Origin of the sequence: Salinibacterium sp. NG253, from assembly GCF_015864945.1 — a bacterium.
Lineage (GTDB): Bacteria > Actinomycetota > Actinomycetes > Actinomycetales > Microbacteriaceae > Rhodoglobus.
The window spans coordinates 1,146,811-1,159,830 of the sequence record NZ_JADYWF010000001.1 but is presented as its reverse complement, the minus strand read 5'-3'; the positions used below and the strand labels follow the sequence as shown (position 1 = coordinate 1,159,830).

The following is a 13,020-nucleotide window of genomic DNA, read 5'->3' as shown; positions in this document are numbered from 1 at the left end:
CGTTTCGTAAGGCTAGGACGACGGTTTTTTCTCGGAGGAGCCGGGCAAGGTGGGAGCCGGGTTTCCCGAGGTAGCGGCCATTTGCGTCGCATGCTCGAGGAGCACGTGCTTGAGTTCGGCGACCTGCTTCGTGAGGTCCGTGACCTCACGACGCGTCGCGACATGCGAGAGCTCGTCTTGAGCCGCAACTCGTTCCACGATCCAGGAGGCCAGGGTTGCCGTAACAACACCAAGGAGGGCGATCCCGGCCATCATCACGCCAGCGGCAATCACTCGACCGAGCGTCGTAGCGGGATAGATATCGCCGTAGCCGACGGTCGTGATCGTGACGAAGGCCCACCAAATACCATCGCCGAGAGTGGTGATCTGAGTGCTGTCGGCGTTGCGTTCGGTATCCAAAATGGCGAGCCCGGCGACAAAAACGAGCAAGAGCGATGACCCGACAGCGTAGGTGAGCACGCCACCGCGCACGGCGGTTCCTGCCCGTCGTTGCAGCACGTTGAGCAGAGTGACCAAACGCAGGAGGCGTAGCGGGCGCAACATCGGCAGCACGACAACCATGAGGTCGAACAGGTGCTTTCTGAACCAGAACCAGCGGTGCTCAGCCAAAATGAGGTTCACGAGGTAGTCGGCCACGAACACCACCCAGGTGACAGCGATGATGACCTCGGCCACCAGCATGGCAGTACCTGAGAGGTTGGCGATAACCTCCCACGCGTAGGCGATGAGAAAAATGATGGCAGCAACGGTCAGAGGAATGTCCATGATCTGTTTCCAGCGCCGTTGAGTCATGCTGTCGAGCCTACCGACCCCGTTCCGGAGCGCGGCTAAGGGGAGCCTGTGCTGGCTGGCCGGATGCCGCGAACGAGAGTAGAACGAAGGTATGGCTACATTTCTTTCCGTAACGTTGCGCTCGGCTGTGCGTCGCTATCCGCTGGTTGCTCTGACGGTCGTGGTCGGCGTGGTGGGCCTCGCGCTGAACTGGACTCCGGCATCCGCCGTCGTTCCGTGGTTGCTGTCGATCTATTCGCTCGGCGTTGCCGTGCGTGAGGCCGTGTCGATGGTGCGCAAACTGCTGCAGCACCAGTTCGGTCTCGACGTGCTTGCCGTGACGGCGATCGTGGCGACGGTGGTCGTGGGCGAATATTGGGCGAGCATCGTCATTGTGCTGATGCTCACCGGTGGTGAAGCGCTCGAAGACTTTGCGGCCGGCCGCGCCAAGCGTGAATTAAATGCGTTGCTGGATCGGGTTCCTCAAACAGCTCATCAGCTGACGGCCGCCGGTGACATTGTTGATGTGCCGGCCACAGAGGTTGCCGTGGGGGATCGCCTCGTCGTGCGCCCTTCGGAGATTGTGCCGGTAGATGCGGTGCTGGTGTCTGCCACGACCGCAGTCGATGAGTCGTCGCTCACGGGCGAAAGTATGCCGGTCGAGAAAGTCACTGGAGACCTGCTGTTGAGCGGTTCGGTGAACGGGCCAGAAGCTGTCACGGTGCAGGCGAGCGCGCGAGCATCCGACAGCCAATACCAACGGATTGTTGAGCTCGTCACCGAAGCGGCGGAGAGCAAAGCACCCATCGTGCGTCTAGCTGATCGCTACGCGGTGCCGTTCACGCTCGTCTCGATTGGCCTGGCTGCTGTCGCCTGGTGGATCTCGGGGGACCCCGTGCGGTTCGCCGAAGTGCTTGTGGTCGCAACACCGTGTCCGCTGTTGATCGCAGCCCCGGTGGCGTTCATGGCCGGGATGTCGAGCGCGTCCACTTATGGCGTCGTGGTGAAAAACGCCGGCACCCTCGAAGTGCTGGCCCGTGCGAAAACGGTCGTGTTCGACAAGACAGGCACGCTCACGAGCGGTCGTCCCGTTGTCGTCGACGTGCGGCCTGAGGGCGCGGTGACCACCGACGAATTGCTGGCCCTCGTGGCAGCAGCAGAACAATATTCTTCCCACGTGCTTGCGGCATCCCTCGTGGAAGCAGCGAAGCAACGCTCCCTCGCGCTCCCTGAAGTATCGGATGCCCGCGAAGTCGCCACCCACGGAGTGCAGGCTCGCGTAGGAGGCAAGTTCGTCACCGTGGGCAAGCCTGCCTTCGTGGCCGAGCAGGCTCCCACACTCACTCGAATCGATCTCTCTAGCGGCGAAGCTGCCGTCTACGTGGGCATCGATGATCAGTACGCTGGTGCGATTGTGCTGCGCGATGCGGTGCGGCCCGAAGCGGCACGCACCCTGACAGGACTGCGCGAACTGGGCATCCAGAAAACTTTGATGCTCACGGGGGATGTGGAGCAGACGGCGCGCAAGGTGGCCGACGAACTCCACATCAGTGAGGTTCACGCGGAGTGCCTGCCCGAAGACAAGGTGCGACTCGTGCACGCCACTAGTCCGCACCCGGTCGTAATGGTGGGCGATGGCGTGAACGATGCGCCCGTATTGGGAGCTGCCGATGTCGGCATCGCGATGGGTGCCAAGGGCTCGACGGCGGCTGGCGAGTCTGCTGACGTGGTGATTCTCGTTGACGATCTCTACCGCGTCGTGTCGGCGGTGCAAGTCAGTCAGCGCACTGTGCAGATCGCCTTGCAAAGCATTTGGATCGGTATCGCCATCAGCATCGGGCTCATGCTTTTTGCGATGACGGGAGCGCTGCCCGCGGTCGTCGGCGCCGGGCTGCAAGAAGTTGTTGACCTCGTCGCGATTCTCAATGCGTTGCGGGCACTGAGTCTCAAGCGTCGCGTGCGTGTCTCGTCGAGCTCGAAGGCGGCTGGCGTGCAACTGCCGAGCTAGTACCCCGAGAAGTAGTCGGTATGGATGCGGCGGGCCCCGTTAGCGCGCAGTGTCGCCTTGAGGTCGTTCACGAGGGCGGGCGGGCCCGAGAGGTACGCGTGGCGGTCGGCCAAGTCGGGCACGAGCGCGGCGAGGGCATCGCCGTTCATCCGCCCTTCACTGCCGAGCACCCAGCCCTCGGGGAGTGACTCGACCGGCTGCGGCCCGAACACAATGACGCGCACGCCGGCCTCAACAAAGAGTCCGGTGAACGGCAAAGTTTCGGTGCTGGAGGTCGCGTAGATGAGCACGATGTCGCGTTCGTCATCGTGCAGGTGAGAGTGCGCGACTTGGCTGGCGAAAGGCGTGACGCCGATACCGCCGGCGACGAGCAACAGCGGTTCGGTGGTCTTTTGAGGAAGTACGAAATCGCCCCAGATGCCGGTCGCGTTGACGTCGGCTCCGCGCGGCAGTGCAAGGAGGGCTGCTTTGAAGCTGCTCGACTTCTCGGGCGCCGTGAACGTGATCGACAGGGTCGCCCCCGCCGAGGGTGCAGACGAGATCGTGAAATAGCGACGCGCTCCCCGCAGGTCGGGCGACGGGTGCGGCAACGAGAGCTCAATGTATTGACCGGCCCGGAACGCGAGGGTGCGGTGCGGGGCAAAGGTGAGTTCCCACGTGCCGGGAGCGATCTCTTCTGTTTCGGTGAGTGTCATCCGGATGGTGCGGCGCTGCGTGAACGCGAAGGCGACCAGGTTGCCTAGGAGCAGCGCCAGCAGCGGGTCGCTGTAGAGAGGGCCAATCGAGAACGGGATGGCGAAGAGGAGGGCGACGAGCGCGGCGACGCTGAGGCGTTGCCAGCGTCGCGGCGGCAGCGTAAGCGGTTCGCTGAGCATGAAGCCCACGAAGAAGATCAGTTGCGATGAGGTGAACGTGACGGCGATCGCTTCGGCAATATCGCCACCATTGGCAAGCGTGAGGGCGATGCGGATGCTGGCCGCGAGCACCACAAAGGTGAGCCCCAAATCGAGGCGTTGGGTGCGATACAAGATGAGGAACGCCGCGATGATGATGAGGGGCTGCAGCCACGGGGTACCGATCCACCACGTGGGGAATCCGATCGGGACCCAGTAGAAAACGTAGGCCCCGAGAGCGGCGGGATTGAAAATATGGCGCCCGCGGAATGCGATCAGGAACTTGGATGCCGCCGCAACGGTCGAGGCAAGTGCGATCGACAGAAGCCCGTCGAGTTGCAGGCTCGGTGCCATGATGAAGAAGACGAGCAACCCGGTGATGAGCGACGATTCGAGGTGAGCACGTTGCCGCACGATGCGGGCGCCGAGCCAGCTGGCCGCACAACTAAACACGACCGCGATGGGCAGGCTGGCAAGCAACGCAAAAGGATCAGCCGCGATCAGCCCGACGAACGCGAGCGCAATCGATGCCACCGCGAGAACGGCGAGTGACCCGAGCACAAGGGTGTACATCGGGATGGCACCGAGGGTGCGATCAAGCCAGCGCTTCATAAAAACAACTCTCCCGTGAAGTCAGCCGAGTGCTCCACTCGGCCGGTGGACAGCATCCGCACCCACTGACAGTCGAACTCCTCCGCGAGCTTCGCGGGGTCGGCAAAAAAGAGTGCGGTGGCAAGGCCGTCGGCTTCGAGCGCGGTGGGGGCGATTGCCCAGGTGGCGATGATGCGGTCGGTGGGCAGGCCCGTGCGGGCATCCAAAATGTGGTGCAGCCCTGCCCAGGCGCGTCGGTTGGGAGCTGACGCACAAATCGCCTCATTGCTCACGGTCACCACCCCGATGGCTTTGCTGGTGTCGAGCGGATGCTCCAGCGCGACCCGCAGTTCACCGTCGCCGCGGTGCAGCAGGTCTCCGCTCGCATCCACCGTGGCGGAGCTGACTCCGTACTCGGCGAGCACCTCGGCCACAAGATCGACGAGGTAGCCCTTGCCTGCAGCACCGACGTCGAGCACGGCGGGGGTGAGGGTGGTGAGTTCGCTGCCGTTCCAGCTGATCGCTTCGTGCCAGTCGGGCACGCGCGTGCGGGTCGCGGTGGGCTGCAACGAGTAGGTGCGGTCGTAGCCGAGCTCTTCCAGAGCACGGCCCACGAGCGGGCTCATGGCACCGGCAGTCGCATCGTAGAGGCGACGGTAAAGCTCGAACAGTGGGGGAGCATCCGGCGGAAAAGGATAGCTGCCGGGGGTGCGGGCGATGCGGCTGACGAGGGAGTCGTCACGAAATCGCGAGTAGGTGCGGTCGAATTGCTCGATGCGGCGCTGAATCGCGGCGAACACCTCAGGGTCGAGGGGGTCGGCGGTGTCAATCTGCCAGGGCGCACCAATGGCATCGAACTGTTTACTCGGCGAGGGCATCCGCCTTGATGGCGTCGACGGCGTTGTTGAAGCCGCCACTTGTGAGCGACGAGCCGGCTACTTTGTCCACGGACAGCTCGTCGATGTTCTTGCCGACAACTTCGGCGGCGATTCCGTTAATGAATTCGCCTTGGAACTGCTTCGAGCTGGGGTTGTCTCCGTTGCCGACGACGGTGACGTCGGTGATGACATTACTCTCGAGCGTGAGCGTCACGTCAACTTGTTCTTGGCCGTCGGGGGAGGTGTAGTTGCCCGACTCCGTGTAGGTTCCGTCGGTGTACTCGGCACCGGTCGCGGTGGCATCGGGAACAGTGGTTTCAGCCGAACCGACATCCGCAGTCGTTGCCGTGCTTGAGCAAGCGGAGAGTGCACCCACGAGGGTGACACCGGCAAAGAGGGCAACGGCGGTCTTGTTGTCGGTGAGGCTGCGCATGGGGCTCCCAGAGGTAGGCGAGTGTTCAGTATGCCCGAGCAATCCTGACGGGAAGCTGGAACTTTACGGTGTCAATCGCCTTATTCGGATGCGCGTTCGGTGTCATCGAATTCTGGAGCGGCATCGATGGCCTGCTCCAGTTCGTCGACAAGGAGCGAACGGGGCGCGATGATTCCTCCCCGGTAGCCGGCGCGAGCAATCATGTGGGCCGATACCGGAGCGGTGATCATTTGGAAAATGAGCAAGAAGATCAGCAGGAGAATTGTGGAGACTTGACGTTCTTGCAGGGCGATCGCCAAGAGGATGAAAGCCAAGCCCAAGATCTGGGGTTTGGTTGTCGCGTGGAGGCGCGCAATCGCATCCGGAAAACGGATAAGGCCAACACCAGCGGCGACGGAGAGGAACCCGCCGAGCAGGAGAAATACGCCGGTAAGGATGTCGAGGATTGAGTCGAGAATCATGAGTTGGTTCTCCTCGAGACATAGCGCGCCACCACGACGGAACCGAGGAATGCAGTGCTCGCGAGCACGAGCATCGCTGGCAGGCTCCGAGTGTGACCGTTGTAGACCATCTCCGCTCCTAGCGCGCAAATGATCGTCGTGAGCAGCATGTCTGAGGCGATCATGCGGTCAAGGATGGAGGGGCCGCGGATGATGCGGTAGAGCGCCAGAAGGCCTGCGATGAGCAGCATCACACCGACGGCAAGAAACACCCAATCGCTCATCGTGTGGCCTCCGTCTCATAAATGCGGGCAAGATCATCTTTCGACCCGATGGCACGAACGATGCGCGCTTCCACGACGAGCACCTTGGCGCGCATCGCTTCGACAGCGGCGGCCGTGGTGGTGTCAAAGGTGTGGAAGTAGAGGATGGCGCGTTCCCGATCCACTTCGACGACGATTGATCCGGGAACCAGCGACATCGCAATCGCGTCGAGCGTCATGACGAAATCTGAGCGAGTGCGCAGCTGAACGGCAATGACGGATGATGTGGGGATCGGTCGAGGGTTCAGCGCTTGAAAGGCGACGGTGAAGGAGGCTACCGTGACGTCGGCGATGAAGTGGGCGATAAACACGAGCGAGTACCAGAGGTTCAGGCGGCCCGAAATATCGGCAGGGGGCAGATACAGCACTCGGGTCACGGCGATCGCCACAAGAAATCCAGTCAGGATGTTCAGCCACGAGAACTGGCCCCAGAGCACACCCCAGAGCACCACGAGCCCGAGCAGCAGCGGCAACTGCTTCCAGACGCGGCCGCGAACTTCGGTGCGCGAGACCTTGCGTGCACTTGCTGATTCAGAGGCGGTCGGAGTCGTTGACGCCGCTACGGAGGTGGACTGGTTGTCCTGAGGACTCATTCGAGGCCTCCCGGGAACACAGTATTGACGTAATAGGCAGGGCCATTGATGTTCTCACCGGCATTAGCGCTGAGGTCGAAGAGCGGGGTCGCGAAGACGGTGAGCGCGATGCTCACCGTCACCATCGCGACGGTGGCGCCGACCATGATTCGAGGCGTTGTGCGCACTGACTCAACGGTGGGGGAGCTTCCGGTTTCTGCCCGCATTGCCAACGGGTTTTCGTAGTCGGCCACCTCTTCGGCGTCGCGCCAGAAGATCATGCTCCAAGCGCGAGCGAGGGCATAGAGAGTGAGCAGCGACACGGCCGCGCCGCAGCCGATCAGTACCCACGCGAGCACGGACCCGTTGTTGGCTCCGGCCTCAAACAATGCCAACTTTCCGAGGAAACCGGAGAACGGCGGGATGCCGCCGAGGTTCAACAGGGGAATGAAGAACAGCACCGCAATCAACGGACTGGTTTTGAGCATCCCGCCCAGCTTGTTGATGCCGGTCGTGCCACCTTGACGTTCCACCAACCCGGTGGCCAAGAAGAGAGTGGTTTGAACGGTGATGTGGTGAACGATGTAGAACGTGGCCGCGGCGAGGCCGGCCGCCGTGTCGATGCCGATACCGAACAGCATGTAGCCGATGTGGCTGATGAGCGTAAAGGACAACAGTCGCTTGATATCGGACTGCGCGACGGCTCCCAAGATTCCAATCACCATCGTGAGCGCCGCCACAATGAGCAGCACGGTATTGAGCTGGCCATCCGGGAAGATGATCATCTCGGTGCGGATGATGGCGTACACGCCGACTTTGGTGAGCAGGCCGGCGAAGACCGCCGTGACGGGGGCTGGCGCCATCGGGTAGGAGTCGGGCAGCCAGAACGACAGCGGGAAGACTGCGGCCTTGATGCCGAACCCAATCAGCAACATGACGTGGAGAATCAACTGGATGTCGGCGGGCAACTCCGCAAGTCGCACCGTGAGCTGCGCGATGTTCACCGTGCCGGTCGCACCGTAAATCATGGCGATGGCGGCGAGGAAGATGGCGGAGGAGACCAGGCTCACGACGATGTACACGGTGCCGGCACGGATGCGGGGCTTGGTGCCTCCCACCGTGATCAGCACGTAGCTTGCGACGAGAAGAATCTCGAAACTGACGTACAGGTTGAAGAGGTCACCCGCGACGAAGGCGTTGAAGACTCCGGTCGCCAAAATGAGGTAGGTCGGATAGTAGATCGAGACGGGAGTCTCGCGGTCACCATCGGCGAGGCCTTGGCCTACCGAGAACACGAGAACGGCCAGAAGCACCGCGGCGGAGACGACGATCATGAGGGCCGAGAGCCGGTCGACCACGAGCACGATGCCGTAGGGGGCAGGCCACCCGCCGACTTCAACGGCAATTGCGCCATTGGTGTTGACGGCCACCAGCAAGGCGGCACCGATCAGGAGAACGGCGCTGAGCACGCTCACGGCAATGAGCGTTTGAACGCGGGGGCGGTTGGCTTGGGTGAGAGCTGCTGCCGCGCCGAGCAATGGCAGGAGAACGACAAGAGTGGTTAGTGCGCTCATGCGTCTGCCTCCTTCTCGTCGATTTCTCGCTGTCTGCGTTCGGCCGCCAAGCTCTCTTGCTCCTCGCGTTCCTCCTGCTTTTCGAGGTCGAGGGCGGTGGAGATGGCCGCTGCGGCTCGAGTGCCGAACTCGGTGTCGTCACCGTCAACGGCACGATCGGTGGTCACCGAGCTTCTCCGGCTGCCCATTGCGAGGTCTTCTGAATCGTCGTAGACCACATCAGCGTTGGCTAGTCGCCACGACCGGTAGATAAGAGCGAGCAGGAATGCGGAGACTCCGAAAGTAATCACGATGGCGGTCAGGATGAACGCCTGCGGCAGCGGATCGGCTGTGGCATCTTCTTCGCCGAAGAACGCTGCAGCTCCGGAAGGCCCCGAGACGATAAGGATCAGCAAGTTGGTGGCATTACCCACGAGCAGGAAGCCCAACAAGACGCGCGTCATGCTGCGCTCAAGAAGCAGGTAGACGCCTACCGAGTAGAGCACGACCATGATGACGACGAGGGTGAGAGAGGCGTTCATATGGTGCTTCCGCTCTCGAGAGATTCAGAGGACTCTTCGCGCTGGCGATCAATCTCAGCGCCGAGGCTGCGCAGGACATCCAGCACCATTCCGATGACGACGAGGTAGACCCCGATGTCGAAGATGGTCGAGGTAGAGAACTCAAGGTGGCCGAGCACGGGAATCGTGGTTTCGAAGAACGTGGAGGTAAGAGCATCCGCGCCGAGGAAGAGTGGCACGGTGGCGGTTCCCGCCGCGAGCACGAGCCCGACACCGAGGATGCGCCCCGCATCGAACGGCGCTGCTGCGCCGAGCTCGTAACGTCCGCCGGCGAGGTAGCGACCGGCGAGCGCGAGTCCCGCCACGAGACCGGCGGCGAACCCACCTCCCGGCAAATTGTGGCCAGCGAACAGGAGGTAGATCGACAGCACGATCAGGGGGTGGAAGAGCAGGCGAATAACAACTTCGAGGAGAATCGACCGGTTCTCGGGAGCCAACTTGCGACCCGCGAGTAGCCACGCGGTGCGAGTCGACGGGTCTTGAACACCGGGCAGGTACTCGGAGGACACGATTTCGCGTGATGGCTTGAGTCGAGCGCGGATCGTGCCGCGGGCGCGGGTTTCGGAGACACGGGGCAGGTTGTCGGTGCGGCTGCGCAAGAACACCAGACTGGCGACGCCGGTGGCGGCAGCCACGATCACCGAGAGTTCTCCGAGCGTGTCCCAGCCGCGGATGTCGACGAGCACGACATTGACGACGTTGCGGCCGTGACCGATCTCGTACGCGAGTTCAGGCAGCGACACGGAGATGGGATCTGCACTTCGGGCGCCAAGCGCGACGATGGCGACGATGCCCATGAGGAGGCCGACGGAGAGGCCAACGGCAGCACGCAATACGCGTCGCGAACTGCCGTGCGCTTTGCCCAAGCGAGCAGGTAGTCTCCGCAGCACCAGCACGAAGGCAATCAGGGTGACAGTCTCGACCAACACTTGAGTCAGCGCGATATCGGGAGCGCCGTGGAATGCGAATAACGCGGCCATGCCGTACCCCACGACCCCCACGAGCACAGCAGCTTGGAACCGCTTCTGGGCGCCGAGTAGGGCGAGGGCGGCAACGATCATGACGGTGCCGATGGCGAGTTGCCCTGGGCTGTCAAAGAGTCGGATGGAGTCGGGCCACGTGCGATTCAGCGCCAGCGTGCTGCCTACCGAGCCGACCATCACGAGCAGGATGACGGTGAGGTAGAACGGCAGCGAACCTCGCTGCGTAGTCGCTGTCACGCGCAGGGCGATGCGGTCGAGGGTGCGGAGGCTGGAGCGGTACAGCTTGTTCGAGTCGACTACCGCGGGCACGCGGGACTGCAGCGCGAATACCTGGGTGCGTGCCCAGAACAGTGCGATACCCCCGAGCAGAGTGGCAGCAGAGATGAAGAAAGCTACGTCGAAGCCGTGCCAGAGCTTGAGCGAATAGTCGTAGCCTTCGGAAACAAACTGCTGCGAATAGCCCTCGAGCACCGTTCCGACGCTGCCGAAGAACGGCGCGAGCACGAGTCCACTGAGCGCGAGGATTCCGGGCGACGATAAGAACCAGACGTTCTCGTGGAGCGGTCGCACGGTCTCAACGCCGTCTTTGCTCGCGAAAGCACCCCAGAGGAAGCGCGCGCTGTACGCAACGGTGAGAGTTGAACCAACCGCGACACCGATGACCGCGATCCATCCCAGCGCCGATCCCGCGCTCGCGCTTTCGAGGAAGCTGGCAAGAACAGCTTCCTTGGCGACGAACCCGGCGGTGAAGGGGATACCGGCCATTGATACTGCGGCGATGATCGCGACCGTGGCGAGGAACGGGGCTTCGCGGCCAAGCCCGCTCAACTTGGTGAGGTCGCGTGTTCCCACACGGTGGTCGATGAGTCCGACGACCATGAACAGCGCCGCCTTGAAGAGAGCGTGGGCAAGAAGCAGCGCAACTCCAGCGAGAGCCGCGGTGCGAGTGCCAAAACTCACGACCGTCAGCAAGAACCCGAGCTGACTGACGGTGCCATAGGCAAGCAAAAGTTTGAGGTCGACTTGGGTGAGCGCGCGCCATCCGCCCACCAACATCGTGAAGACTCCCAAGCCGAGGAGCAGCGGCTGCCACCCCGGGGTTTCAGCGAACCCGGGTGCCAGGCGAGCGATGAGATAGATGCCTGCCTGCACCATCGCGGCAGCGTGCAGATAGGCGCTGACCGGGGTCGGGGCGGCCATCGCCGAGGGCAGCCAAAACTGGAACGGAACGATTGCTGACTTGCTGAGTGCGCCCACGAGAATCAGCATGATCGCGATGGTGACCGCGGTTCCCTCGGGGGCAAGGTCGACGAGCCGCGCCAGGCTGGCAGTGCCGGTGCGTTCGGCCAGCATGACGAGCCCGACCAACATCACGAGCCCACCGGCGGTTGTGACGATGAGGGCCTGCATCGCAGCGATGCGGCTCGCGAGCCGACCGGTGTTGTGGCCAATAAGGAGGAAGGAGAACACCGTCGTGGCTTCCCACAGGATGAAGAGCAAGTAGACGTTGTCGGCGATCACGAGCCCGTACATGGTGCCGGTGAAGGCGAGGAAGACGGCCGCGAAACGACCAAGCCCCTCTTCAGAAGCAGCGAAATACTTGATGCAGTAGAGCATCACGAGCGTGCCGACGCCGGTGACGACGAGGGCTAGCAGCCACGAGAGGGTGTCGACCCGAAAGCTGAGATCGAGGTGCAGTTGGGAGATCCATGGAATGGTCTCCGTTGGCGGAGTATCCGCGAGAACGGCGGGAGTCTGCAGCAGAGTGTAGATAAATGCCGCTGCGGGAATGATGGCCGTGATGAAGAAAACACGAACACCAACTCGGCGGGTGAGCGCAGGGATCACCAGGGAAACGAGCGCGAACGCACCGAGCAGCACTATCACGGGGCTCTCCGCTTCGAGCTGGGGCTGGAACCGTGCGGATTCAGTGCAGTTCTCCCTTAGAGTGCTCGATCTGGTGATCGAGTGCTGCAGTACAGCCGGGGCGAGTGGCGTTGCAGCAGAGTGGCGAGATGGTCGGTGTCTTCGTCTCGAACATTCTACCGGACGAATATCTGGACGGGTGATGAAGGTGGCGACGCGAGTGCTGCGCTCATTCGCAGAGACCACTTCGACAATCCTCCCTCGATCGCACCGGGTAGCTCTAAGGTCGATGGCATGGCTGAGGTAGTAATCGTTGATGACAAACACGCGGCGGGCGAAGTCGCCGCTGACCTCATCGAGGCGCTCGTGCGCCGCACTCCGGATGCCGTCCTCGGCCTAGCGACCGGGTCGACGCCCTTAACAACGTGGGCTGCGCTCGCGGCTCGAGCCCTCGACCTCTCTGCTGTGCGGGGTTTCGCCCTCGATGAATACGTCGGATTGCCTGCGGGGCATCCCGAAAGCTACCGCTCGGTCATCACGCGGGAAGTCGTTGAACCGCTCGGGTTGACGCCCGAACTGGTGCAGGTGCCGGCCGAGAGCGGGCCCATCGAAACGGCGGGTGACGACTATGAGCGCGCGATTGTGGCAGCCGGTGGTGTCGACCTGCAGATTCTCGGAATCGGCTCGACCGGTCACATCGGCTTCAACGAACCCGGATCCTCGTTCGCATCGCTCACCCGAGTAAAGACCCTCACGCAGCAGACCCGGCTAGACAACGCGCGCTTCTTCGATTCGCCCGACGACGTACCCAAGCACTGCATCACGCAGGGGCTCGGCACCATCCAGCGCGCGGGCCACCTCGTCTTGCTCGCGTTTGGCGAAGCAAAGGCCGCGGCGCTCGCGGGGGCGGTCGAGGGGCCGGTGACCGCGAGCCTGCCGGGATCGGCGATTCAGTTGCACTCGACCGTCACGGTCATTGTGGACGAGGCTGCGGCATCCGAGCTCAAGTTTGCCGATTACTACCGCTACTCCTGGGAGAACCGCCTCGACTGGGAACGGCTGCGCTAAGGTTCCCGGCTTCGCCAGTGGGGCACCGCCTCGTGTCGGTACTCCGTGCCATCGTTAGCT

The 13,020-nt window shown here is 62.7% G+C and carries 12 protein-coding genes; 2 read left to right on the top strand and 10 right to left on the bottom strand.

Annotated elements, in window-relative coordinates:
- Positions 1 to 12 precede the first annotated feature (12 nt).
- Positions 13 to 792 carry a potassium channel family protein gene (locus I6E52_RS05630; protein WP_197155432.1) on the bottom strand — a complete coding sequence of 260 codons (780 nt, stop codon included), beginning with the start codon at positions 790 to 792 and terminating at the stop codon, positions 13 to 15.
- A 91-nt stretch (positions 793 to 883) separates the two neighbouring features.
- Between I6E52_RS05630 and I6E52_RS05625 the strand changes: the two genes are divergently transcribed.
- Entirely contained in the window at positions 884 to 2,779 is a 1,896-nt protein-coding gene (locus I6E52_RS05625; RefSeq protein WP_197155431.1) for a heavy metal translocating P-type ATPase, read from the top strand.
- Here the strand turns inward: I6E52_RS05625 and I6E52_RS05620 are convergent.
- The 9 genes from I6E52_RS05620 to I6E52_RS05580 form a co-directional block, all read right to left on the bottom strand.
- The gene (locus I6E52_RS05620) at positions 2,776 to 4,284 is read right to left on the bottom strand and encodes an oxidoreductase (RefSeq protein WP_197155430.1); all 1,509 of its coding nucleotides are present in this window, start codon (positions 4,282 to 4,284) and stop codon (positions 2,776 to 2,778) included. The genes I6E52_RS05625 and I6E52_RS05620 overlap by 4 nt on opposite strands.
- On the bottom strand, positions 4,281 to 5,141 hold the full coding sequence (locus tag I6E52_RS05615) for an FAD:protein FMN transferase (RefSeq protein WP_197155429.1): 861 nt from the start codon (positions 5,139 to 5,141) through the stop codon (positions 4,281 to 4,283). Before I6E52_RS05615 ends, I6E52_RS05620 begins: the two co-directional genes overlap by 4 nt.
- Positions 5,125 to 5,574, bottom strand: coding sequence for an FMN-binding protein (locus I6E52_RS05610; RefSeq protein ID WP_197123260.1), 450 nt, complete (start codon positions 5,572 to 5,574; stop codon positions 5,125 to 5,127). The genes I6E52_RS05615 and I6E52_RS05610 overlap by 17 nt, the downstream gene beginning before the upstream one ends.
- A gap of 80 nt (positions 5,575 to 5,654) precedes the next feature.
- Positions 5,655 to 6,035, bottom strand: a complete 381-nt coding sequence (gene mnhG, locus I6E52_RS05605) for a monovalent cation/H(+) antiporter subunit G (protein ID WP_197155428.1) — start codon at positions 6,033 to 6,035, stop codon at positions 5,655 to 5,657.
- Positions 6,032 to 6,298: a monovalent cation/H+ antiporter complex subunit F gene (locus I6E52_RS05600; RefSeq protein ID WP_197123264.1), complete on the bottom strand. Its 267-nt coding sequence runs from the start codon at positions 6,296 to 6,298 to the stop codon at positions 6,032 to 6,034. Before I6E52_RS05600 ends, mnhG begins: the two co-directional genes overlap by 4 nt.
- The gene (locus tag I6E52_RS05595; RefSeq protein ID WP_197155427.1) at positions 6,295 to 6,930 is read right to left on the bottom strand and encodes a Na+/H+ antiporter subunit E; all 636 of its coding nucleotides are present in this window, start codon (positions 6,928 to 6,930) and stop codon (positions 6,295 to 6,297) included. The genes I6E52_RS05600 and I6E52_RS05595 overlap by 4 nt, the downstream gene beginning before the upstream one ends.
- The gene (locus tag I6E52_RS05590) at positions 6,927 to 8,483 is read right to left on the bottom strand and encodes a Na+/H+ antiporter subunit D (protein WP_197155426.1); all 1,557 of its coding nucleotides are present in this window, start codon (positions 8,481 to 8,483) and stop codon (positions 6,927 to 6,929) included. Before I6E52_RS05590 ends, I6E52_RS05595 begins: the two co-directional genes overlap by 4 nt.
- Positions 8,480 to 9,004 (bottom strand): Na(+)/H(+) antiporter subunit C, encoded by a 525-nt coding sequence (locus tag I6E52_RS05585; protein WP_197155424.1) that lies wholly within the window; start codon positions 9,002 to 9,004, stop codon positions 8,480 to 8,482. The genes I6E52_RS05590 and I6E52_RS05585 overlap by 4 nt, the downstream gene beginning before the upstream one ends.
- Positions 9,001 to 11,913: a Na+/H+ antiporter subunit A gene (locus I6E52_RS05580; RefSeq protein ID WP_197155422.1), complete on the bottom strand. Its 2,913-nt coding sequence runs from the start codon at positions 11,911 to 11,913 to the stop codon at positions 9,001 to 9,003. Before I6E52_RS05580 ends, I6E52_RS05585 begins: the two co-directional genes overlap by 4 nt.
- 273 nt (positions 11,914 to 12,186) lie before the next feature.
- Between I6E52_RS05580 and I6E52_RS05575 the strand changes: the two genes are divergently transcribed.
- On the top strand, positions 12,187 to 12,960 hold the full coding sequence (locus tag I6E52_RS05575; protein WP_197155421.1) for a glucosamine-6-phosphate deaminase: 774 nt from the start codon (positions 12,187 to 12,189) through the stop codon (positions 12,958 to 12,960).
- The last annotated feature ends 60 nt before the right edge of the window (positions 12,961 to 13,020 follow it).